General features: G+C 73.3%; 19 protein-coding genes and 1 tRNA gene. 6 read left to right on the top strand and 14 right to left on the bottom strand.

Annotated elements, in window-relative coordinates:
* Positions 1-211: 211 nt before the first annotated feature.
* Genes NP048_RS00885 through NP048_RS00850 form a run of 8 tightly spaced genes read right to left on the bottom strand, consistent with a single transcriptional unit; the run spans position 212 to position 8,615 of the window.
* On the bottom strand, positions 212-1,546 hold the full coding sequence (locus tag NP048_RS00885) for a hypothetical protein (protein ID WP_227577092.1): 1,335 nt from the start codon (positions 1,544-1,546) through the stop codon (positions 212-214).
* Entirely contained in the window at positions 1,543-2,610 is a 1,068-nt protein-coding gene (locus tag NP048_RS00880; protein ID WP_227577091.1) for a zinc-binding dehydrogenase, read from the bottom strand. Before NP048_RS00880 ends, NP048_RS00885 begins: the two co-directional genes overlap by 4 nt.
* Positions 2,607-3,689: a Gfo/Idh/MocA family oxidoreductase gene (locus NP048_RS00875; protein WP_227577090.1), complete on the bottom strand. Its 1,083-nt coding sequence runs from the start codon at positions 3,687-3,689 to the stop codon at positions 2,607-2,609. Before NP048_RS00875 ends, NP048_RS00880 begins: the two co-directional genes overlap by 4 nt.
* Positions 3,686-5,230: a xylulokinase gene (locus NP048_RS00870; RefSeq protein WP_227577089.1), complete on the bottom strand. Its 1,545-nt coding sequence runs from the start codon at positions 5,228-5,230 to the stop codon at positions 3,686-3,688. Before NP048_RS00870 ends, NP048_RS00875 begins: the two co-directional genes overlap by 4 nt.
* Entirely contained in the window at positions 5,217-6,125 is a 909-nt protein-coding gene (locus tag NP048_RS00865) for an SIS domain-containing protein (protein ID WP_256769395.1), read from the bottom strand. Before NP048_RS00865 ends, NP048_RS00870 begins: the two co-directional genes overlap by 14 nt.
* Positions 6,126-6,127: 2 nt before the next feature.
* Complete coding sequence (locus tag NP048_RS00860) at positions 6,128-7,060, bottom strand: phosphoglycerate dehydrogenase (RefSeq protein WP_227577087.1); 933 nt, start codon at positions 7,058-7,060, stop codon at positions 6,128-6,130.
* Positions 7,057-8,013: a shikimate dehydrogenase family protein gene (locus tag NP048_RS00855; RefSeq protein ID WP_227577086.1), complete on the bottom strand. Its 957-nt coding sequence runs from the start codon at positions 8,011-8,013 to the stop codon at positions 7,057-7,059. The genes NP048_RS00860 and NP048_RS00855 overlap by 4 nt, the downstream gene beginning before the upstream one ends.
* Entirely contained in the window at positions 8,010-8,615 is a 606-nt protein-coding gene (locus NP048_RS00850) for a glucose-6-phosphate isomerase family protein (RefSeq protein WP_227577085.1), read from the bottom strand. The genes NP048_RS00855 and NP048_RS00850 overlap by 4 nt, the downstream gene beginning before the upstream one ends.
* Positions 8,616-8,802: 187 nt before the next feature.
* Here NP048_RS00850 and NP048_RS00845 point away from each other — a divergent pair, with 187 nt between their 5' ends.
* On the top strand, positions 8,803-9,756 hold the full coding sequence (locus tag NP048_RS00845; RefSeq protein WP_227577084.1) for a phosphotriesterase family protein: 954 nt from the start codon (positions 8,803-8,805) through the stop codon (positions 9,754-9,756).
* 222 nt (positions 9,757-9,978) lie between these two features.
* On the opposite strand, the gene NP048_RS00840 is transcribed toward NP048_RS00845, so the two are convergent.
* A tRNA-Gly gene (locus NP048_RS00840) sits at positions 9,979-10,052 on the bottom strand.
* Between the two features lie 125 nt (positions 10,053-10,177).
* On the opposite strand from NP048_RS00840, the gene NP048_RS00835 reads away from it, so the two are divergent.
* Positions 10,178-10,777 carry a GNAT family N-acetyltransferase gene (locus tag NP048_RS00835; protein WP_227577083.1) on the top strand — a complete coding sequence of 200 codons (600 nt, stop codon included), beginning with the start codon at positions 10,178-10,180 and terminating at the stop codon, positions 10,775-10,777.
* A 328-nt stretch (positions 10,778-11,105) separates the two neighbouring features.
* Positions 11,106-11,471 carry a YibE/F family protein gene (locus tag NP048_RS00830; RefSeq protein WP_227577082.1) on the top strand — a complete coding sequence of 122 codons (366 nt, stop codon included), beginning with the start codon at positions 11,106-11,108 and terminating at the stop codon, positions 11,469-11,471.
* Positions 11,472-11,544: 73 nt separating this feature from the next.
* Here NP048_RS00830 and NP048_RS00825 read toward each other — a convergent pair whose 3' ends face one another.
* Together NP048_RS00825 and NP048_RS00820 are read right to left on the bottom strand one after the other, a co-directional pair.
* Positions 11,545-12,552: an aldose epimerase family protein gene (locus NP048_RS00825; RefSeq protein ID WP_227577081.1), complete on the bottom strand. Its 1,008-nt coding sequence runs from the start codon at positions 12,550-12,552 to the stop codon at positions 11,545-11,547.
* A gap of 46 nt (positions 12,553-12,598) precedes the next feature.
* Positions 12,599-15,067: a glycoside hydrolase family 94 protein gene (locus NP048_RS00820; RefSeq protein WP_227577080.1), complete on the bottom strand. Its 2,469-nt coding sequence runs from the start codon at positions 15,065-15,067 to the stop codon at positions 12,599-12,601.
* Positions 15,068-15,433: 366 nt separating this feature from the next.
* On the opposite strand from NP048_RS00820, the gene dcd reads away from it, so the two are divergent.
* Positions 15,434-16,009: a dCTP deaminase gene (gene dcd / locus NP048_RS00815; protein ID WP_227577079.1), complete on the top strand. Its 576-nt coding sequence runs from the start codon at positions 15,434-15,436 to the stop codon at positions 16,007-16,009.
* Entirely contained in the window at positions 16,009-17,157 is a 1,149-nt protein-coding gene (locus NP048_RS00810) for a hypothetical protein (RefSeq protein ID WP_227577078.1), read from the top strand. Before dcd ends, NP048_RS00810 begins: the two co-directional genes overlap by 1 nt.
* Positions 17,158-17,208: 51 nt before the next feature.
* Here the strand turns inward: NP048_RS00810 and NP048_RS00805 are convergent, their stop codons facing one another.
* Positions 17,209-17,538 (bottom strand): PadR family transcriptional regulator, encoded by a 330-nt coding sequence (locus NP048_RS00805; protein WP_227577077.1) that lies wholly within the window; start codon positions 17,536-17,538, stop codon positions 17,209-17,211.
* Entirely contained in the window at positions 17,535-18,521 is a 987-nt protein-coding gene (locus tag NP048_RS00800; protein ID WP_227577076.1) for a hypothetical protein, read from the bottom strand. Before NP048_RS00800 ends, NP048_RS00805 begins: the two co-directional genes overlap by 4 nt.
* 236 nt (positions 18,522-18,757) lie before the next feature.
* On the opposite strand from NP048_RS00800, the gene NP048_RS00795 reads away from it, so the two are divergent.
* Positions 18,758-19,651 carry a hypothetical protein gene (locus NP048_RS00795; protein WP_227577075.1) on the top strand — a complete coding sequence of 298 codons (894 nt, stop codon included), beginning with the start codon at positions 18,758-18,760 and terminating at the stop codon, positions 19,649-19,651.
* A gap of 25 nt (positions 19,652-19,676) precedes the next feature.
* Here NP048_RS00795 and NP048_RS00790 read toward each other — a convergent pair whose 3' ends face one another.
* Positions 19,677-21,788, bottom strand: coding sequence for a S9 family peptidase (locus NP048_RS00790; protein ID WP_227577074.1), 2,112 nt, complete (start codon positions 21,786-21,788; stop codon positions 19,677-19,679).
* Between the last annotated feature and the right edge of the window lie 84 nt (positions 21,789-21,872).

Below are 21,872 nucleotides of genomic sequence, written 5' to 3'. Positions count from 1 at the left end.
GTCACATCGTTGTGGTGGGTACTTCGAGATCCAGGTCCGACCGCCCCGTCAGACCGACTGCTCCGGCGCGCACCTTCGCCCGCCGACCTGCCTTGGTAGTGAGACTACATCCGCACCGAATACCTGGCAAGTTCTTACATTACTTTCTAAAATTGGCTCGCCGAATACTTCACGTTCCCGGAGGGGCCCCCGCCTGGGAGGCGGTCCGGGTCTAGATGTGCTCGACTGCGAGGCCCATGACCCCGGCCACAAGCTCGGTGCGGCGGGCCAGGTCGCCCGTGGCGAGCACCGTGTGGTGGGACGGGATCGACTCCACGAACCGGTAGCCGTCCTTGACGCGCAGCACGCCGCCGTTGAGACAGTCGGAGTTCTCGTACTGGACGTAGCCGGTGAGCTCGGCAGAGGCGACCGTGAGGGTCCGCATGTCGCTCGCGATCTTCACGAGCGTCGTCGGGCCCTCGGGCAGCCGCGCGTCGATGGCGTGCGCGTTCTCGTCGACGATCGCGAGCACGGGCGGGCGGCAGGCCCACTCCGAGGCGCACGACTGCGGCACCTCGCCGAAGTAGCCGCAGTGCGCCACGAGCACGTGGTCCTCAGGCCTGCCCTCGACCTCGGGGAAGTACGGGATGCCCTCGTGCTCGAGCGCGGCCCGGCCCATGAGGAACGGGTAGAGGTTGGTCATCATGACCGGCACGCCCAGCGACCGGTGCACGATCGTCTCCGTGAGCATCGAGGTCAGGTCCGCCTCGCAGCCCCACAGCAGGCCGCGCTCCTCGAACAGCAGGTCGAAGGCGAGGCACGGCGTCGTCGTCGATGTCGCCGACTCGTTGAGGCAGTTGATCCCGGTGGCGACGACGTCACCCGTCTCGTCCACCTCGTCGCTCAGCGCAAGGTAGAGCCGCAGGGCGTCGGACTGCGCGCACGGGCTCAGCCCGGCCATGGGCACGGTGCCGGCGATCCGGCGTCGGGTCTCCTGGACCCGCGCGTCGGGCACGGCGTTCGCGCGGGCCACGAGCTCGCGGTAGCTGCGCCGCTCGACCTTCACGCCGAACTGGCGCTCCATGTCGCGGACGCACTCGTCCTCCCACCAGAAGAACCGCTTGAAGATGTCGGGCTGCATGCCCGCACCCAGGTCGTCCTGGTAGGCGAGCATCGTCGAGCTCGCGAGCACCTTGGCCGTCGCGAGCGCACGGCACACGTCCTCGCACTCCTGCAGCGACGTCGGGGCCACGGTCGTGACCCCGCGCCGGCGCAGGTGGTCCCGGATCTCCCAGTCCCACATCGAGACCGTGCCGAACTCCGAGGTGATGAGCAGGATCGGCACGGTGATGCGGCGGAACGAGTCGACCATCCGGTAGGCCCGCCCGTTGAGGTCGGGCACGACGACAGCGCTGATCCCCTCCGGCACGGGTCGGTCGATGTGCGCGGGCTGGGCCCAGTCGACGAGATGCTCCGTCAGCCGGCGCAGGTGCCCGAGCTGGACGGTGAAGGCCTCGGCCGGCTCGGGGTCGAGGTGCACCGGGAGCAGGACAGGCTTGCTGATCATGAGGGGGACCTCTCCGGACGTGGCTTGAGGATGACCTTGAGGGCTGACGCGTCCTGGACCTGCGCGACCGCGCGGGCGGCGTCCTCCAGGGCACAGACGTGGGAGACCATCCAGTCCAGGTCCACGGCGCCCCCGCTCACGAGCTCGGCGGCGCGCCGGCAGTCGGTGAGGTTGGACGCCGTCGTCCCGGCGACGACGAGCTCCTTGTAGTGGATGAGGTTGGTGTCCATCTCCACGGTCGGGCGGCTCTTCGGCAGGCCGCCGAACAGCAGCACGCGCCCGCCGACGGCGGCGATCTCGAGCGCCTGCCGCTGCAGGGCATGGACCGGCGCGGCCGTGACGACGACGTCCGGCCCGCGGCCGCCGAGCGCATGCGCCACTGCGGCGTGGAGGTCCTCGGCCGTCGGGTCCACGACGACGGCAGCGCCTGCCCGGCGCGCGGCCGCGCGGCGCTCGGGCGAGGGCTCGGAGCAGATCACGAGGCGCGCCCCGCGGCTGACGGCGAGCGCGACGTGCAGCAGGCCGACCGGCCCGCCGCCCGCGACGAGCACGGTGTCACCCTCCCGGACGCCCACCTTGTCCTGCCCGCGCAGCACGCACGCGAGGGGCTCGATGAGGACCGCCGCGTCGGGGCTGCTGCCCTCCTCGAGGCGGATGAGATTGCCGGCGGCGACCGCGCGGGCGGGCACGACGAGCGAGTCGGCGAAGCCGCCGTCGAGCGTGATCCCGATGCCGTCGGTCGCGGGGCACAGGTTCTCGTCGCCCGTGGCGCAGAAGGCGCACTCACCGCAGCCGAGATTCGGCGCGACGAAGACGAGGTCGCCCACCGCGCAGCCCGCGTCGGTCGCGGGGGCGATCTCCGCCACGCGGCCGACGACCTCGTGGCCGGGAACGCGCCCCACCACTCCGGCGTAGGCGGAGTGCTCGCCCTTGACGATGCGCACGTCGGTCCCGCAGACGCCGACGCTCTCGACGGCGACGCGGACCTCCCCCGCCGCCAGAGGCGCCTCGGCCCGCTCCTCGACGACCAGGTCGTGCGGGCCCCGGTACGCGACGGCCCTCATGACCGCGCCTCCGCCGCCGCGGCCTGCCACGACGGCACGAAGTCGGGGCCCGTCACCTCGGCCACGCGCACCGGCCGGCCGTCGAGGATCGACAGGGTCCCGGCGAGGACGAGCGCGACGGCGCGCGTGCCGTCGGCGGCGCCCACCCGCACGGGTGCGCCGTCCATGACGTCCAGCAGCGCGAGCATCTCCTCGACGTAGGCGTCGGCGAACCGGTCCCGCCAGGACCGGAAGACGGGACGGGAGTGCTGGTGGTTCCCGGCCGGGAGGACGGACAGCCCGCCCGGACCCGTGTCGCCGACCTGCACCATGCCGCCCGTGCACGTGACCTCGACGCGCGCGTCGTAGCCGTAGTCGGCAGGGCAGACGCCCGCGACGCTCGCGAGCGCCCCGGACTCGAACGTCACCGTCGCGAGCAGGGTGTCGTAGAAGTGCTCGCTCGTCACGCCGCGGTCGGCACCCTTGTGGTTCGCGACGGTGGCGTGGATCTCCACGGGCTCCGACGCCGCGAACCAGCTGATGGTGTCGAGGTCGTGGCTGTTGACCTCGGCGAGCATGCCGTTGGACGTCCGGATGTCGTTCGCCCACGCGGGCGGCAGCCCCGGGCCGTGCGTGAGCGACTTGATGATCATCGGGTCGCCGATCTCGCCGCTGCGCAGCAGCTCGGCCGCGTCGACGAAGTTGCGGTCGAAGCGCCGCATGTAGCCGAGCTGCAGCGCCACCCCGGCGCGCTCGGCCGCCCCGGTGATCTCCCGGCACTCGACGACGTTCATCGCCATCGGCTTCTCGAGGTGGACGTGCAGCCCGGCCGCGAGCGCGGTCAGGGCGAGCGCGTGGTGGGTGAACGTCGGAGTGGTGATGACGACGCCGTCGTACACGCCCCGCTCGAGCGCCTCCTCCAGCGAGGAGCAGACGACCTCGACGCCGTAGTCGCGCGCCAGCTCCTCGGCGACCTCGCGGCTCGGGTCCACGATCGCGGTGACCCGGGCCCGGTGGCCGAGCCGCTCCATGATGCTGCGCGTGTGGAGCCGGCCCACCCGTCCGGCCCCCACCATGCAGATCCGCTTGCTGACGCTCACGCGTCCTCCCCACCTCGTCGTTCGCTGATGTCCTCCGCGCGCAGGCGGTAGCCCTGGACCAGGCGCTCCGTCCACCAGCGGTAGCCCTCGTACGCGGCCTCGTACGCCGCCGTGTCCGCCGGGTCCGGCAGCTCGACCTCGCCGACGGCCGACGCGTCCAGCGGCGGGACGTCGTGGCCCAGCGAGACGAGCCCGACGATCGCCGCACCGCGGGTGCCCGCCTCGATCCCCCGCACGGGGGCGTACGCCACGCCGAGCACGTTCGCCTTGATGCGGTTCCACACGGCGCTGCGGCTACCGCCGCCCGAGCCGGTCACCGACCGCAGCGTCAGCCCCGGCACGGAGGCCCGGGCGGCGTCGGCGTAGCCGCGGTACTCGAAGGCGATGGCCTCGAGGACGGCGCGCGCGAGGTGGCCACGGTGGTGCTCGGTGCCGAGGCCGACGACGGCGCCGCGGGTCGCCGGGGCGACGGGCGCGATCCGGCCCGAGAAGTGCGGCACGAGCACGACGCCGTCGCTGCCGGGCGGGACCGTGGCGGCCACGGCTGCGAGGCCGTCATAGGCGCCCGAGTCCATCGTGGCGCTCCCGAGCACCTCACGGCCGACCCATTCCAGGACCTGGCCGGCGCCGCCGACGTACGCGAGGGAGTACCACCGGCCCGGCAGGGCAGCGCGCATCGTCAGCAGCGCGCCGCCGGTGTCGGGGGCGAACGCGGGAAGGCACACGCCGAAGACCGCGGCCGTCCCGGCGACGTCGAACGCGTGCTCCGGCTCGGTGACGCCCGCGCCGAGCGCCCCCGCGGCGGTGTCGCCGCACCCGGCGGCGACGGGCACCCCGGGCGGCAGCCCGAAGTCGTCGGCGGCCTCGGCGGTGAGGACGCCGACGACGTCGGTGCTCTGGGTGATGCGGGGCAGCAGCCGCGGGTCGAGCCCCAGGTCCGCGACGAGCGCGTCGTCCCACGTGCCGGCGCCGACGTCGGCCACCGCGGTGAAGTGCAGGTGCGAGGGGTCGATGAACGCCTCGCGGCCCGCGAGGCCGGCGGCCCGCCCGGCGACGTAACCGGCGGCGGTGACGAAGGAGGCGGCCTTGGCGCACAGCGCCGGGTGGGTCCGCTGCCACCACAGCATCTTCGGGCCGATGCTCAGCGTGGGCGCGCAGCCGGACGTGGCGGCGATCCGCTCGCCGTGCCGCGCCGCGAGCTCGTCGACGACCGGCCCGCAGCGCGAGTCCAGCCACGAGTCGAACGGCGCGAGCGGCCGGTGGGCGGCGTCGACCAGGCCGACCCCGGCCATCTGACCGGCGACGGCGACCGCGCCGATGCGGGCGGGGTCGAACCCCGAGTCCGCGAGCGCGGCGCGCGTGGCGGCGGCGGCTGCGGCGTAGAACTCGTCCAGGTCCTGCTCGACGTGGCCCCCGCCCAGCCGGCGCAGCGCGACCGGGCAGGACCCCGCGGCGCGCTCGACGCCGTCGGCCGTGTAGACCCCCGCCTTGACGACGCTCGTGCCGAGGTCGATCCCGAGGACGGCGTCAATCGACCTCATCGGCCACCTCGGTGGACACGTGCACGGCGTCGGGCGCGGCGCTCCCTCGGAACGTCGACAGCGCCTCCTTCATCTCCTGGAGCCGCTGGAGGTGCTCCGGCCCGCGGCGTACCGCCACGGCCGTCGCGAGGATGTCGATGAGGACGAGCCCCGCCAGCCGGCTGACGGTCGGCGTGTAGATGTCGGTGTCCTCGAACGTGCGCAGGACCACCCCGACGTCGCTGAGCTCCAGGAGCGGGCTCGGCGCGCCGACCACGGCGATGACCGTCGCGCCCTTGCGCTTGCCCTGCGCCGCGATGTCGATGATCGAGCGCGAGCGGCCGGTGTTGGAGATGGCGACGACGACGCTGCCCGGCCGCAGCATGGACGCGGCCATGAACTGCTGGTGCAGGTCGATGGGTGCGCTGCACGCGACGCCGAGCAGCATGGACTGCTGCAGCGCGTCCTGGGCGATGATCCCGGACGCGCCGAGCCCGACGAACAGGACCTCCTCGGCCGCGAGGAGGTGCTCGACGGCGGCCGCGACGGCAGCGGTGTCGAGCGAGCGCCGGGCCCGGTCGAGGCTGCTGACGGTGTGGTCGAAGATCTTGATCGCGATGGCCTCGACGGCGTCGTCCGGGCTGATCGCCGAGTGCGTCACGGGCAGGCCGATCGCGAGCGCCTCGGCGAGCGCGATGCGGAAGGAGTGGAACCCCTCGAACCCGAGGCCGGTGCAGAAGCGCATGACGGTCGGTTCGCTCACGCCCGCCCGGGCGGCGAGCGTCGCCATGCTCAGGTGGACGGCGGCGGCGGGGTCCTCGAGGACGACGGCGGCGACCTTGCGCTCCGACGGGCGCAGCCGGTCGTCGGCGTGGAGCAGGCGCTCCATCAGGGGAGCTGCATCATCGGCGGTCACGGTCATCGTTCCTCCAGGGCACCGACGAGGTTGGTGACTGCCATAGTGGTGGCACGGCGCACGCTGGGCCCGGTGTACCCGCCGAGATGAGGCGTCGCGATCACGCGCCGGTGTGCAAGGAGCGGCGACGGAGCGGGCGGCTCGGTGTCGAAGGCGTCGACGGCGTACGCACTCAGCCGGCCCTCCTCGAGGGCGGCGAGGATGGCGTCGTCGTCGACGAGCGCGGACCGGGCGGTGTTGACCAGGACTGTCCCCGGCACCATCGTGGCGACCTCGTCCGCCCCGAGGAGAGGACGCCCCTCGGCGGGCGGCGGGCAGCTCAGGCTGACGACGTCGCACGTGCGCAGCAGCTCGTCGAGCGGCACGACCGGGACCTCGCCCCCGGTGACGTAGGGGTCGTACGCCACGACCGGGACGCCGAGGGCGCCGAACATGGCGGCCGCGCGCCGGCCCACCTCGCCCAGGCCCACGAGTCCGACGCGGCGCTCGGCCAGCTCGGCACCCTGCAGGCGCTCCCACCGGCCGCCGCGCAGCACCGTCGACGTGACGACGACGTGCCGCAGCGCACTCATGGTCAGGGCCAGCACGAGCTCAGCGACACCCTGGGCGTTGGCGCCGACAGCGCGCACGACGGGCACGCCCGCGCGCGCCGCGGCGTCGAGGTCGATCGCGTCCGTCCCGGCGCCGTTGCGGCTGATGACGCGCAGGTCCGGGGCGTGCGCGAGGAGCTCGGCGGTGATCGGCTCGACGCCTGCGAGCCACCCGACGCAGCCCGGGAGGAGGTCCCGGAGGTCCTCGGCGGTCGGCATGCGTCCCGGCTGCGGGCCGACGAGCTCGTAGCCGCGCTCGCGCAGCGGCTCGAGCTCGGGGACGTCGGCCAGACCCGCCGCAGTCAGGGACCGCGGCGTCACGAGGACGCGCCGGGCGGTGCTCATCGCCGGTTCCCCGCCGCGATCTCGCCGAGGGCGTCGAAGCGCGGGCCCGACGTCGGCATGTCGAGCGCGAAGACCTCGGCGATCACCTGCGTCCACCCGTGGAGGAAGTACACCCACCCGTCCTCGACCCGGACGCCCGCGCGCCGGGCCTGGTCGAGGAAGACGAGGTCGCCGCGGTAGTTGAGGTCCCAGGCGACCGCGCCGTCGGGGAACCGGGCCGCGTCGGTCAGCGGCGAGCCCGGTCCGTCCTTGCCGAGGCCCGTCGCGTTGACGACGAGTGACCCGGCCGCGAGGCCCGCGAGGACGTCGTCGTTGTCGGTCGGCTGCGGGGCGTGGACGAGCTCGACCGGCACGTCGGTGCCCAGCTCGGCGTGGACGGCGCGGACGTGTTCGAGCCGGGCCGCGCTGCGGTTGGACACGACGATGCGGGACGGGCGGTCCGCGCCGCGGTGGGGCCGGCTGAGGAACCAGCTGATGGCGATGGCGGAGCCGCCCGCGCCCATGAGGAAGACCTCGGCACCCGTCTCCTGCCAGTAACCGGCCGGCAGGAACGCGTCGATCGCGAGGCCGGAGGAGATCGGGTCCTTGGCGTGGCAGACGAGCCTGCCGTCGCGCTTGGACAGGCAGCTCGTCTCGCCCATGAGCCGGGCGAGCTCGTCCACCTCGTCGAACAGGTCGACGCATGCGGCGTAGAGGTCGATCTTGTGCGTCGTGACGAGGGCGCCGACGCTGAGCGGGTCGCCGGCGATGAACTCCACGACCCGGCGGTAGCTCTCACGCGGGGCGTGCAGAGGCAGGTCGATGCCCTGGAGCCGCACGTCGCCGAGACCGAGCTCGGCCGCCCAGCGCGGGAAGACCGTCTGGATGGACGACTTCCCGGTGGTCACGCCGATGAAGTAGAGGGTGGGGACCCGGGCCGGCGCCGGCAGGACGACAGACGACGCCGCGTTCACGCCGCGCTCCCGTAGCCGGTGTGGCGGGGGTTCGGGCGGGTGATCCAGCCGTCCGCGCCGTCGGTCACGACGAGCTGGGACATGCCTCCCGCGTCGGAGATCAGGTCGTAGTCCTGGCCGGCGTCGGCGGCGTAGCAGAAGAGCGTGACGAACGGCTCGTCGCCCACATTGACCGTCCGGTGCACCCAGTGCCCCGGCACGTGCACGGCGACGCCGGGGGTCATGGGGACCGCCTGGCTGCGCCCGTCGACGGTGTCCATGAGCATGACGCCGCGGCCGCTGAGGCAGTGGTAGAGCTCGGCACGGTCGGCGCGCGCGTGCAGGTGGCCGCGCGTCATCGCGAACTCGTCTCCGACGCGACCCGGCAGCAGCGTGCTCGTGCCGACGATGAGCGCCCCCGGGTCCGAGCCGTACCGATGCTCGTCGACGTGGTAGGCGAGGCGGTCGTGGCCCTGGGCTGCGACCGCCTCGGCGAAGGCGCCGTCGTTCAGGTACACCCCGTCGAGGTCGCCCAGGAGCTTGTCATACGCGCCGGTCGCACCGGACATCACGCCGTCGACTCCGATCGTCAGGGCGATCGGCCACGCCAGGTCGGTTGTCATGTCTCCCTCTCCGCTGAGCGATGTTGTAAGGCTACAACATGCCGCCGGTGTGAATGCAAGTTCTCGCGAGGCGATGCGGCTGAGCCCGTCGCAGAGCGCGCATTCTGGTGGTACTACTACATGCATGGCCAACACACGCGCCGCCGCGGCCGCCCTGCCCCCGCCTGGGAGCCCCACCGTGCGAACGGTGCTCGGCGACAGGCCGACGGAGTCACTCGGCCGGTGCGACTACCACGAGCACCTCTTCCAGGTCTCCCCACTGCTCAGTGGGGACGAGCTCGATGACGAGGCGGCGAGCGGGGACGAGGCGGCGCTCCTCGTCGCGGCCGGAATGGGCGCGATGGTCGAGGCGACGCCGACCGGCCTGGGCCGCGACCCCGCGGCGGTCGCCCGGATCAGCGCGCGCACGCGGCTCGCCGTCGTGCACGCGAGCGGGGCACACCGCGAGGAGCACTACGCGGGCGACCACTGGCTGCGCGCCAGCGGCACCGCCGACCTCGTCGAGCGCTTCACGGCGGACGTGCGTCACGGCCTGCCGGCGCGCGACACCGCCGACCGCGGGGACGTCGCCGTGGGCCCGTCGGGTGAGCCCGTCCGGGCGGGCATCCTCAAGGCGGGGATCGGGTACTGGCGGATCTCGCCGTTCGAGCGGCGCGTGCTCGCCGCCGTCGCCGAGGTGGCGCGCGCGACCGGGGTCGCCGTCATGGTCCACCTCGAGCACGGGTCAGCCGCGTGGGAGGTGCTCGCCGCGCTGGCGCGCGACGGCCTGCCCGCGGACCGCGTGGTACTCGCGCACGTGGACCGCAACCTCGACCCCGGGCTGCACGCGGAGCTCACCCACGCCGGCGCGTACCTCGGCTATGACGGGATGGCCCGGCACCGCGAGGCCCCGGACGCTGCGATCCTCGACTGCCTCGAGGCGACGCTCGCCGCGGGCGACGCGTCCCGGGTCGTGCTCGGCGGCGACGTCGCGCGCCGCAGCCGCTACCGCGCGTACGGCGGCCTCCCTGGCCTGGAGTACCTGCCGGCCCGCTTCCTGCCGCGGCTCGCCCGGCGGGTCGGGGGCGATGTCGTCGACCGCCTGACGATCGACAACCCGGCCGCCCTGCTTGCTCTGACGGAAGGCAGCTCGCAGGGGTGAGCTCCAGCATCGGGAAGGCAGCCTCGGATGGCCGGGCGACGGCCCTGGGGAGCCCGGTTGCGGTCGCCCCGCCGTCGTGCGTCAGAGGATCCCCACCAGGGAACGTCCCGAGCGCTCGCACGGCGGAATCGGGCCCGGTCGTCGCTGTGGCACGAGCCGACCGGCAGAAGGGTCCGAGGTCCGCCGACAGAGCCTGCGTGGCGTCGTGCACTGCGGAAGCGATGGAGCGGGTGACGAGAATCGAACTCGCGCTATCAGCTTGGGAAGCTGAAGTTCTACCACTGAACTACACCCGCGCGGCGCTCTCGCGAGCGCTGCGCCAACGATCCTACCCGGTACCCGGCGTGGTCCTTCAACCCCGGACGTGCCGCCGTCCCGCCGGCTCTGGCCCCCGCGGGCCCGTGGTGGCAGGGTCGGGCCGGTGACCGCGTCGATGCGCCCGTTCCACCCGTCCGACCTGCCCGGCATGTACCGCGTCTGCCTGCTCACGGGCGCGGCGGGCCAGGACGCCACGCCGCTCTACCGGGACCCGGACCTGCTCGGCCACGTGTACTGCGGCCCGTACCCGGTGGCGGACCCGGGGCTGACGTCCGTGGTCGTCGATGACGAGGGCGTGGGCGGGTACGTCGTCGCGACGGCCGACACCGAGGCCTTCGCGGCGTGGTGCGAGCGGGCGTGGTGGCCGGTGCTGCGCGCGCGCTACCCGCGGCTCGTCGACCCGCGTGACGGGACGGAGGACCACGTCCTGCGCGCGCTCGTCCACGACCCGGCGCCCGCGCCCGTGCCCGCGTCGGCGCCCGCGCACCTGCACATCGACCTGCTACCGCGACTCCAGGGGCAGGGCTGGGGCCGCCGGCTCATCGAAGGCGTGGCGGACTCGCTGCGATCGCGTGGGGTGCCCGGCGTGCACCTGGGCGTCGACGGGCGCAACACGCGGGCGGTCGCGTTCTACGAGCACCTCGGGTTCCGGCGCGACGAGTCGTTCGAGTGGGGCCACCGGATGGTGCTCGACCTGGACTGATCGGCACGGCGCCCCCCATCGCCGTCACCGACGACGGCGGCGTCCTCACCGGTGAGGTGTCCGCACCACGACCCTCGACGTCGTCCCCGACGAGATGGCCATCGCCACGGGAGACCCGCTTGACACCCCCCTGACGACCCACCGCGGTGCTGGATTGCACTCTCACCAGGTCGTGAGAGAGCAATCCAGTCACCCCCCCAGGTGGTGAGAGAGCAATCCAGTCACCCCCCAGGTGGTGAGAGAGCAATCCAGTCACCCCCCAGGTGGTGAGAGAGCAATCCAGTCACCCCCCAGGTGGTGAGAGAGCAATCCAGTCACCCCCCAGGTGGTGAGAGAGCAATCCAGCACCACGCCCTACCTGGCCCACGGGGTGTCGCTGCGCACCACGACGGCCCTGGCCGGGACGCTGCTCGGGCTGGCGATGGTCACCGGGCTGGGCCTGCTCGGGGCCCACGCCGCACGTCTGGCGCACGTGACTTCGGAGGACACGTTCGCGTTCGCTCGTGTCCTGGGCGCGGACGGCGTCGACGTGCTGCGCGGGGTGTTCCTGTGCGGCGTCGTCCTCGCCGGCGTCGGCGTACTCAACGACGTGACGATCACGCAGGCGTCGGCGGTGTGGGAGCTGCGCGCCCCGGACCTGTCGGCGTCGTGGCGGACGACGGTGGTCGCGGCGGTCGCACCACCTGGGGGGTGACTGGATTGCACTCTCACCACCCTGGGGGTGACTGGATTGCACTCTCACCACCCTGGGGGTGGGGCGGGCTCGGTCAGGTCGTGACGGAGAGGCGGAACGTGCCCGAGCGCTCCTCGCCGGGCTCCAGCACGAACACGCCCGTCCCCGGGACGCCCTGGTCGTGCAGCGTGAACCCGTCGTTCACGTTGGTCGCGGGCTCGAGCGCGAAGTAGCAGCGGCGACGCGGGGCGTACAGCACGAGGTGCCGGTACACCGGGTCGACCGTCAGCTCGACGGTGACGCCCTCGTCCGCGTAGTCGACGCACACCGGTGCGGTCGGGTCGAGCGCGGTCAGCACGTCGTCGACGAATGCCGAGCCGAGCGGACGTCGCGCGCGGAAGTCCGCGCGCGGCGGCACCGCGCCGGCGGGGCCGTCGGGGATCGCGCCGGACAACCGGTACCCCGCCTCGGCGGGCACGTGCAGGAGCGGACCGGCGGTCGGCGGGTACTCGCGGACGGGCGCACCGACCGGCAGCAGCGCACGGCTGAGGTACGGGTGGTGGCCGAACCCCGCGGGGAACGGCTCGACGTCAGTGTTGCGCACCGACGTCGTCACGACCAGGTCGTCACCGTCGACCGCGTACCGCACGGTCGCGCCGAACTGCCACGGGAAGTTGATGCCGATCTGCTCGGCCGTGTCCACCGCCAGCGTCACGGCAGTCGCAGACTGCTCGACGACGTCCCAGTGGGCGTACCGCACGGCACCGTGGATCGCGGTGCCGTCGGCGGCGTTGCGCTGCAGCTGCCAGCGTCGCCCCGCGAACGGCAGCACGCCGTCACGGATGCGGTTGGACCACGGCACCATCGGGAAGCTCGCGCACTTCTCCGGGTTCCCCGACGACGCCCGCCGGGTCGGGCGCAGCAGATCACGCCACACCCCGTCGGCCGTGCGGATCCGCCCCCCGCCGAGCGCAGCGCCCGTGCCGGGCAGCACGTCGAGCTCCCAGCGGTCGTTGCGCAGCGTGACGGCGCCCGGAGGCGCCACCCCGGTCGTGGTGACCGGGGTGGGCGCGGGCTCGGTGATCTGTGCGGTGATCGTCATCGGCGGCAGCCCCCTGCTGTCGGCGCCGGGCGCGCAGCGGCCCCGGTCAGAGCGTGACCTCGACGCGGACGGTGCTGCCCGCGGGGGCGTACGGCACGTGGTTGCCCTCGACGGGGGACCCGTCGACGACGAGCGCACCGCGCGAGCCACGGGCACCTGAGTTGGTGACCGTGATCTCGTACGTCGCGCCCCGCGCCACGCGCGTGACGGTGAACGACGGGACGTCCGGGCCGATCTGCGGGTCGACCACCAGGCCGTCGTAGTCGGGCCGGACACCCAGGAGGTACTGCGAGACGGCCACGAAGTTCCACGCCGCCGTGCCGGTGAGCCACGAGTTCTTCGCCTCGCCCGCGCGCGGCGCCTGCTTGCCGGCGATCATCTGCGCGTAGACGTAAGGCTCGAGCTTGTGGACGTCGCTGATCTCCTCGCGGTACGCCGGGGTGATCCGCTTGTAGTAGTCGAACGCCTTGTCCCCGCGCCCGACGACCGTCTCGGCGATGATCACCCACGGGTTGTTGTGGCAGAAGATGCCACCGTTCTCCTTGTAGCCCGGCGGGTACGTGGAGACCTCGCCCAGCTCGATCTGGTACGTCGTGTACGCCGGGTACTGCAGCACCAGGCCGTGCGGCGTGCCGAGCATCTCGTCGACCGCGTCGAGCGCCTGGATCGCCGGCGCCTCGACGTCGTCGGGGCCCTCGCCCACGCCGATGCCGGCCATGACGGCGAAGCCCTGCGGCTCGATCCAGATCTTGCCCTCGGGCGTGGCGTCGGTGCCGACAGGGTTGCCGTAGAAGTCGTACGCGCGCAGGAACCAGCGGCCGTCCCACGCGTGCTCGAGCACGGCCTCGCGGACCTCGCCGACGACCTTGCGGGCCTGCGACGCGACCTCGGTCAGGCCACGACGCTCCGCGAGCTCGGCGTACTGCTCGCCGTAGAGGACGAACTGCGCGGCGATGAACACGGACTCGGCGTGGCCACCGGCCTGGTTCTCGGTGGTCTGGAAGGACTCGCCGGGCTCGGTGGAGAAGCAGTTGAGGTTGAGGCAGTCGTTCCAGTCGGCGCGGCCGATGAGCGGCAGGCCGTGCGGGCCGCGGTTGTTGACCGTGAAGTCGAACGAGCGCGTCAGGTGCTCGAACAGCGGCACCTCGGAGCCGGGCTCGTTGTCGAACGGCACGGGCTCGTCGAGGATCGAGAAGTCCCCGGTCTCCTTGACGTACCCGGCGACACCGGCGATGAGCCACAGCGGGTCGTCGTTGAAGCCGGACCCGATGTCGTTGTTCCCGCGCTTCGTCAGCGGCTGGTACTGGTGGTAGGCAGACCCGTCCTCGAACTGCGTCGAGGCGATGTCGATGATCCGCTCGCGCGCGCGCTCGGGGACCAGGTGCACGAAGCCCAGCAGGTCCTGGTTCGAGTCGCGGAAGCCCATGCCACGGCCGATGCCGGTCTCGAAGTACGAGGCCGAGCGCGACATGTTGAACGTGACCATGCACTGGTACTGGTTCCAGATGTTGACCATCCGGTCGAGCTTCTCGTCGCCCGAGCGCACCGAGTACGTCGAGAGCAGCTCGGTCCAGTAGGTCTGCAGCGCCTCGACCGCGGCGTCGGCCTGCTCAGCCGTCGCGAAGCGTCCCAGCAGCGCGTGCGCCTTCTCCTTGTTGACGACCTGGTGGGCGTCGTCGGCCCACTTCTCGTCCTGCGCGTTCTCCAGGTAGCCCAGGACGTACACGAGGTCGCGCGTCTCGCCCGGGGCGAGGGTCACGCGCACCGAGTGCGAGCCGATCGGGTACCAGCCGGACGCGACCGAGTCGGCCGACGCCCCGGCGCGCGGCACGGCCGCCTCACCCAGGGAGTTGTACGCACCGACGAACGTGTCGCGGTCGGTGTCGAAGCCGTCCGCGCGGGTGTTCACGCCGAACACCGCGTAGTGGTCGCGGCGCTCGCGGTACTCGGTCCGGTGGTAGATCGCGGACCCGTGCGGGCCGTCCTGCTCGACCTCGACCTCGCCGATCGACAGGTTGCGCTGGTAGTTCGTCTGGTCGTCCTGCGCGTTCCACAGGCAGAACTCGACGAACGAGAAGAGCGTGACGGTCTTCTCGACGTCGGACGTGTTGGTGACAGCGACCCGCTGCACCTCGGCGTCCTCGCCCAGCGGCACGAAGAAGGTCGTGGCGACCCGCAGGCCGCCGCGCTCGCCCGTGATGCGGGAGTAGCCCAGGCCGTGCCGCGCCTCGAAGTGGTCGAGGTCCGCCTTGACCGGCAGCCACGACGGGGTCCACACGTCGCCGCCGTCGTTCACGTACAGGTAGCGGCCGCCGGTGTCGGCAGGGATGTTGTTGTAGCGGTACCGCGTCAGGCGCCGCATCTTGGCGTCACGGTAGAACGAGTACCCACCGGCCTGGTGCGAGAGCAGCGAGAAGAACCGCTCCGACCCGAGGTAGTTGATCCACGGGTAGGGGGTGTGGGGCGTCGTGACGACGTACTCGCGCGCCTCGTCGTCGAAGTGGCCGAACCGCATCGCATGCCTCTCGTGCCTCGTCGCACGGCCGACGACCGAGGCGTCACCGTGAGGTGCACGCCAGGTGTCAGCGACCCTGCTCAGGTACCTGGTCGTCCTACGGAACTACATCGCGGGCGGAGCCGCGCGCTCGCGCCGTCGAAGCGCATCGCCGAGCCACGGCGAGAGCGCTCCCACCGAGCAAGCGGGCACAGCATATCCCGAAGGCCAAGACCCCCGGAACGGCACGTGACCTTTCAGCACCGGTATCCATCGCGCCGACACCCCTGCAGGTCGCCGCCGCGCGCACCCGCCGTCCGTGTGAGGAAGGTGTGCGCGACGCCCACCGCGGGTCGATTCCCACCGGTTCGGCACTACGGTGTCACCGTGCTGCTCTCCGACCGCGACATCCGTGCCGAGCTCGAGTCCGGCAGGGTGGCGCTCGACCCGTACGAGCCCGCCATGGTCCAGCCGTCGAGCGTCGACGTGCGCCTGGACCGGTACTTCCGGTTGTTCGACAACCACAAGTACCCGTTCATCGACCCGGCCGCCGAGCAGCCCGACCTCACGCGCCTGGTCGAGGTCGAGCGTGGCGAGCCCTTCGTGCTGCACCCCGGTGAGTTCGTCCTCGGCTCGACGTACGAGCAGGTCACGCTCCCGGACGACGTCGCCGCACGCCTCGAGGGCAAGTCGTCGCTGGGTCGCCTCGGGCTGCTGACGCACTCGACCGCAGGGTTCATCGACCCGGGCTTCACGGGGCACGTGACGCTCGAGCTGTCGAACATGGCGACGCTCCCGATCCTGCTGTGGCCCGGCATGAAGATCGGCCAGCTCTGCTTCTTCCGACTGACGTCACCCACCGAGAACCCCTACGGGTCCGCGGCGTACGGCTCGCGGTACCAGGGTCAGCGCGGGCCGACCGCGTCGCGGTCCTGGCAGGGGTTCCACCGGACGGACGTCTGATGGCCACGCACCCGCCCCTCGTCGTCGACGACCCGATGCTGGCCGGGGTGCACCTGCTCGCGCTCCCCGAGGGCGTCGAGCCCGAGGAGATCGAGGTCCTCGCCGCCAGCAGGTTCCGGAGCGTGCGGTGGGAGGACGCCCGCACACCCGAGACCCCGACCCGCACGGGCATGCTGCCCGCGGTGACCGCGGCGTTCGGAATGCGCTCCGTCACCCGGCGGACGGCACGCCCGTCGCGCGTCCTGCGCCTCGCGCGGCTCTCGTCGCTCGCCGGGCCGTACAGCGTCGGCGCGCAGGACGCGCTCGCCCTCGGCCTGCCCGCGACGACCGTGATGGTCTGGGTGCTCGACGCCCCGCGCGAGCGCGGTGAGAAGCCCTGGCCGGGCGGTGACCGCGACGGGTTCAAGCGCGCTTTCCCCGACGGCCTGCCCGTCCGCGAGGAGGAGCGCGTCCTGCAGTGGCTGGTGGCGGCCGCGCGGCGGCTCGGCGGCGCGGTGCGCACGCAGACCGGCGTGGTCCTGACGCCCGACCCGGACGCCGCCACCGACCTCACCGTCCTGACGGACCGGTGGCTGGAGCCTGAGCAGGTGCTCGCCGTGGTCCAGCGCGTCCAGCCACGCGCGTACCTCTCCGTGGCGACCCCCGGGTCGTGGACGGGTCCGACCGTCCTGGCCGGGCGCGGGTCGCACGGCGCGATGGGCGGCGCCCCCGAGTCCGGCGGCTCCGGCCTGCGCGCGGCGCTCGAGGAGCATGGCGTGCTGGACCCCGACGACCGGCGCCGGCTCCTGGCGGAGGCCGACGCGTACGACGCGCTCATGCTCGCCGACCCGCCGCCCGCCGAGGCCTTCGGGGTGCTCGTCGACCTGGGCGTCGACGGCATGCTCGCCGTCGAGGTCGCCGCGTGCGAGCAGCTGCCGCCGCTCATGGAGGACCTGCCCTGGACCAAGGCCGGTGTCGTGTCCTACCGCGTGCGCTGGGAGCCGTTCGAGATCGAGCAGATCGAGCAGGAGCGGCCGTCGTTCGAGCACCGTGTCGCCCGCAGCCGGTCCGCCCCGCTGATCGCGACCGTCACCAAGGCGCTGCAGGCGGTGACCGGCGGCGAGGTCGCCGACGAGGCCGACTTCCTGGTGGACCCCGCCGACCTCTGACGGGATGGCGACGGACGGCGACGGGCGGGACGCCCACGACGGCGGGACGCTTCAGTGCGAGCCGTCGCCCGCGGTGACGTGCTCGACGGCGGCCACGAACGCGGACCACTCGTCCCGCAGCTCCCGCAGGCGGTCGCGGCCCGTGCTGGTGAGCCGGTAGACCTTGCGGGCCGGGCCGGACCCGCCCTCCTCCCAGTGCGACTCCACCAGGCCGTCGTCCTCGAGCCGCACGAGCGTCGGGTAGAGCTGGCCGCCCTTGACGGGCTGCAGGCCCGCGGCGACGAGCGCCTGCGAGATGCCGTACCCGTGCCGGGGCGCCCCGTCGAGCGTGCCGAGCACCAGCAGCGGCAGGGACACGCGCTGCCACGCCGACGTGCTCATGCGCGCGCCCACGGACGCGAGCCCCAGGACATGGCCAGGGCGACCACGGCGCCACCGACGAGCAGCAACGTCAGCGGGACGGTCATCCACTCCCACTTCCCGAGCACGAGGGTCTGCGCCGCGACTGCGAGCGGCACGGCGACACCGCCCGCAACGGTGAGCCACCAGCGGCGGGCGCGCGCCGTCCGGTCGGCCGCCGCCAGGCGGCGGGCCAGCACGAGGGGGTGACCGTACTCGTCCGCGGCGCTCACGCCCTGCGCGCGCAGCGTCTCCTGTACCTCCATGACATGGCCGCGCACGGAGTCGCGTGGCACGAGCCGGGCGCGCAGCGCGACGCGGAACCGTCGCAGCCACTGGTCGTCGTCCCAGTCGTCGCGCAGCCGCGGCTCGGGCAGGCTCCGCGCGACGGCGAGCAGCGCGACCCCCGGCGCCAGCATCACGGGCGCGAGCGCGAGCAACGGCGCGTCGTGGACCAGGACGCGCTCCCCGAGCGCGGAGGCCGCGGTGAGCGCGGCCACCGCGAGCGCCGCCCCCGCCACGACGGCGCCCGCCGCGGGCGCGGACCGTCCCGCGGCGCGGCACGCCCTGGCGACCCGCCAGGCGGTGAGGCCGGCGAGCACGGCCGCCGCAACCAGGACGGACGCCGCGTCGACGTCGACCGCTCCGCCGTGGCGCACCGCGACGGCGAGGACGGCGACGAGCGCGAACCCGATGAGCGAGCCCGCGATCTCCTGCAGGACGGGCCGGGCTCCGCCGCCCTCGGACCGGCGGACCGCCTCGTCGTCGGTCGCGAGCTCGGCGACGTCCTCGGCGGCGACCTCGGCGGGGTCGCCGAACACGTCGGCGGCAGGCTCGCCGGCCTCCAGCAGGGCGGCGAGCAGGTCGCACTCACGCTGCGCGAGGACGTCGGGCGGGATCTGCGCGCCGGCGACGCCGGCCCGGTAGCGGTCGAGCCACGGCCGGTCGCGGTCGGGCCAGGTCATGGGCACAGCGACTCCTATAGGTAGGTTTCTTACCTAGATCAGATCGCAGATGTGCTCGATGCGCAAGGGTGTGGCGCCGTCGGGGGTCCGTGGGAGTCCGCGGGAGTCGGCGCGCGCGGCAGGAGTCCGACGGGCGGCAGACACCGGCGCCGGGCGCACGTGGCGGCGGCGCAGCAGCGACCAGATCGCGATGGATCGGGCAGAAACCCCGCTTCCGGACCCGCTAGCCTCTCGCCGTGCGCCGACCCGCGAAGAACGCCGTCCCCGCAGGTCGCCGCGTGTTGCAGGCGATCACCCGCACCGGTTTCGCGCTGTGCGTCCCAGCGGGGGTCGTGGGGTTCGTGCTGCTGGGCGTCGCGGACGCGATGGCCGACGTGCCCGGTGACACGCCGCAGGGCGAGGCCGGATTCCTGTTGCTGTTCTTCGGGCTCTTCGGCCCCTTCGGGTTCTGGTGCGCGCACCTCGCCGTCGAGCAGTGGGTCGACGGCGAGAGCGGCCGCTTCTACGGCGGCAAGTACTCCACGCCCGTCACCGTGGCCGGCACGGCCGCCTTCGGCCTGCTGAGTCTCGGCCTGTTCACCATGGGACTCTCTCCGGTCATGGACTTCCTGCCCGACGAGGGCGGGGGTTCCGCCGCGGGCATCCTGATCCTCGTCGTGGGCTCGATCCTGCTGAGCATCCTCGTCGCCGCGGTCGCCGGAGGAATCGCGCTGTTCGGCTGGCGCGGCGCCGTGGTGGGCGTCGTCTTCGGTGTCGGGTTCGCCCTGGCCGTCCTCGGCCCGAGGCTGGTCGGGGTGGTGCTGCTGGTGCTCGGGACCGGTGGGTTCTACGGACTGCTCGCCCTGGCGAGAACCCACAAGGGCGCCGCCCGCAAGAGCAACACCCGGGAGGGCGCCGCCCGCAAGGACAACACCCGCCGAAGACCGTCGACACCCGTGGCCGACGCAGACCTCCCCATCACCGACGCGGACCCGCCCATCGCGTACCCCGCCCTGCCGGTCACCTACCCCGCCCTGCCCGTCACCGACGCAGACATCACCGACGCGGACATCACCGACGCGGACGTCACCGACGCGGACGTCACTGATGCGGACGTCGCCGACGCGGACCTGCCCGGCGCAGGCCGGTGACCACCGACCTGCACCGGGCCGGGCGTCAGCCCAGCAGCTCCGGGTAGGCGACGTCGTCACCTGCGCCCAGGACGTGCTCGGCCAGGAACGCCTGGACCGTGCCGTACCAGACCTTCGCGTGCTGCGGCTGGAGCACCCAGTGGTTCTCGTCCGGGTAGTAGAGGAACCGGTGCGGGGTACGGCCGTTCTCGTCGGCGGGCAGGCCGGACGCGGACAGCAGCTCGTACCAGAGGCGCAGCCCCTCGCCGATCGGCACGCGGTAGTCCTTGTCCCCGTGGATGACGAGCATCGGGGTGACGATGTCGCCGACGAACCGGTGCGGCGAATTCTCCAGCGCCATCTCCGGCGTCATCTCGCGCTGCCAGTAGTATGACGCGTCCGTCGTGGGACCGAACTGGTCGAGAGCCCACAGGCTCGCGTGCGTGACGATCGCGCGGAACCGGTCGGTGTGCCCGGCGACCCAGTTGGCCATGTAGCCGCCGAACGACCCGCCCATCGCGGCCGTGCGCTCCGGGTCCACGTCGTCCCGCTCGAGCGCGGCGTCGGTCGCGGCCAGCAGGTCGGTGTAGGGCGCGGCGCCCCACGCGCCCCAGCCGCGCTGGACGAAGTCCTGCCCGTAGCCGGTGGACAACGCGGGGTCGGGCAGCAGGACGGCGTAGCCCTGCGCGACGAGCAGCCACGGGTTCCAGCGCCAGGACCACGCGTTCCAGGAGCCGAGCGGACCGCCGTGGATCCACAGCAGCAGCGGCGCCTTGGCGTCCGGCCCGGCGCCGTCAGGCAGTGCCAGCCAGGCGCGCACGCGGGTGCCGTCCGGAGCCGTCGTGACGACCTCGTCGAGCCGGCCGGGCAGCGGGATGTCGGCAGCCGGGGACGGCAGCGGCTCGGCCGCGACGGGTCCCCCCGCGAGCGCGGCCGCGAGGTCGATCCGGACCGGGTGGGCCGGCGCCTCGTACGACGCGCGCAGGGCGTAGGCGGTCCGACCGTCGGGGCTGACCCGCACGTCCGAGAACGCCGCGTCGTCGCTGGTCACCCGCGTGACCGTGGCGCCGTTCAGTTCCACGTGGAACACCGGGGCGCGGCCGTCGTCGTCGGCGACGACCAGCAGCGCATCGGACGTGGGCAGCCACACCGGGCTCGTCGGCCAGCGGTCCCACCCGGTGGCCAGGCGCTGCGGCTCGCCGCCCGCCAGCGGTACGACCCACAGCTCGACGGCGGGCGCGACGTGCGGCGTCGACAGCGTCTCGCGCGCGTAGGCGACCCACTGCCCGTCGGGCGAGACGACAGGGTGGCCGATGTCGGCGGCCTCGTCGTCGACGAGGACCCGGCGCTCACCGCTCGCGACGTCGATCGCGACCAGGTGCGTGCGCATCTCACCGCGCACGCCCGCACGGTTCCACGGCGCGACGACGGTGCTGCCGTCCGGGCTGAGGGCGGGTGACTGCTCGACCAGCTCGATCCGCGCCCCGGGTGTGACGTCCGCCAGGTCGAGCCGCGGGTCCCGCTCGCCAGCGCGCGGAGCGGCGACGTCGGTGCCGACCGTGGCGACGAACACGTGCGGGAAGCCCGGACCCAGGTCGTGGTCCCAGTAGCGCACCGGGTAGCCGGTGTGCAGGATCGCGGACACCTTGGCGTCCTTGCGCTCCTTGCGGCGGCGGTCGTCGTCGGCCGGGTCGCTCGCCGAGGGCAGGACGTCGGACACGACGAGGACCGTGGGCGCGTCGGTCGCGACCTGCACTCCCCCGAGACCGGCGCCGCGGTCCGCGACGACGCGGGCCTCGGCCCCGTCGGCAGGCAGCAGCCACAGCGCGGGCGCCGGCTCGTCGTCGGGATCCTGGGCGTCGGGGTCGGGGCGGGCGCTCGTGAACAGCAGGTCACCCGCGGGCGTGAAGGCCGCCGACGCCTCGCTCTTGGCCGACCGCGTCAGGCGGCGCGCCGGGCGCTCACCGGTGGGGTCGACCTCCCACAGCGCCGTGACGTAGGCGGTGCGCTTGCGGTCGAGGGTCTGGACGGCCGTCACGAGGCGGGTCCCGTCGGGCGAGAGCACGAGGCCCGACAGGCGCGGCAGCGCGACGTAGGCGTCGAGGTCGTGGAACGGCGTGGCGGCCGGGGTGTCGCCGCCGGGAGGTGGAGTGGTCATGCACCCGTCCTACCACCCTCGGGCGACAGGGACCGGCGTCGACACCTCGCACGTGCACCACTGCGCGCGATGCCGGCCCGGCCG

This window comes from Cellulomonas xiejunii (genome assembly GCF_024508315.1).
Lineage (GTDB): Bacteria > Actinomycetota > Actinomycetes > Actinomycetales > Cellulomonadaceae > Cellulomonas > Cellulomonas xiejunii.
This window is presented reverse-complemented; position numbering and strand designations above follow the sequence as displayed.

What these genes read in the sequence shown, in the direction of transcription:
- NP048_RS00850 (WP_227577085.1), bottom strand. Translation starts at nt 8,615, where the DNA reads ATGACAACCGACCTGGCGTGGCCGATCGCCCTGACGATCGGAGTCGAC.
- NP048_RS00880 (WP_227577091.1), bottom strand. Translation starts at nt 2,610, where the DNA reads ATGAGGGCCGTCGCGTACCGGGGCCCGCACGACCTGGTCGTCGAGGAG.
- NP048_RS00790 (WP_227577074.1), bottom strand. Translation starts at nt 21,788, where the DNA reads ATGACCACTCCACCTCCCGGCGGCGACACCCCGGCCGCCACGCCGTTC.
- NP048_RS00885 (WP_227577092.1), bottom strand. Translation starts at nt 1,546, where the DNA reads ATGATCAGCAAGCCTGTCCTGCTCCCGGTGCACCTCGACCCCGAGCCG.
- NP048_RS00870 (WP_227577089.1), bottom strand. Translation starts at nt 5,230, where the DNA reads ATGAGGTCGATTGACGCCGTCCTCGGGATCGACCTCGGCACGAGCGTC.
- NP048_RS00800 (WP_227577076.1), bottom strand. Translation starts at nt 18,521, where the DNA reads ATGACCTGGCCCGACCGCGACCGGCCGTGGCTCGACCGCTACCGGGCC.
- NP048_RS00860 (WP_227577087.1), bottom strand. Translation starts at nt 7,060, where the DNA reads ATGAGCACCGCCCGGCGCGTCCTCGTGACGCCGCGGTCCCTGACTGCG.
- NP048_RS00810 (WP_227577078.1), top strand. Translation starts at nt 16,009, where the DNA reads ATGGCCACGCACCCGCCCCTCGTCGTCGACGACCCGATGCTGGCCGGG.
- NP048_RS00820 (WP_227577080.1), bottom strand. Translation starts at nt 15,067, where the DNA reads ATGCGGTTCGGCCACTTCGACGACGAGGCGCGCGAGTACGTCGTCACG.
- NP048_RS00825 (WP_227577081.1), bottom strand. Translation starts at nt 12,552, where the DNA reads ATGACGATCACCGCACAGATCACCGAGCCCGCGCCCACCCCGGTCACC.
- NP048_RS00805 (WP_227577077.1), bottom strand. Translation starts at nt 17,538, where the DNA reads ATGAGCACGTCGGCGTGGCAGCGCGTGTCCCTGCCGCTGCTGGTGCTC.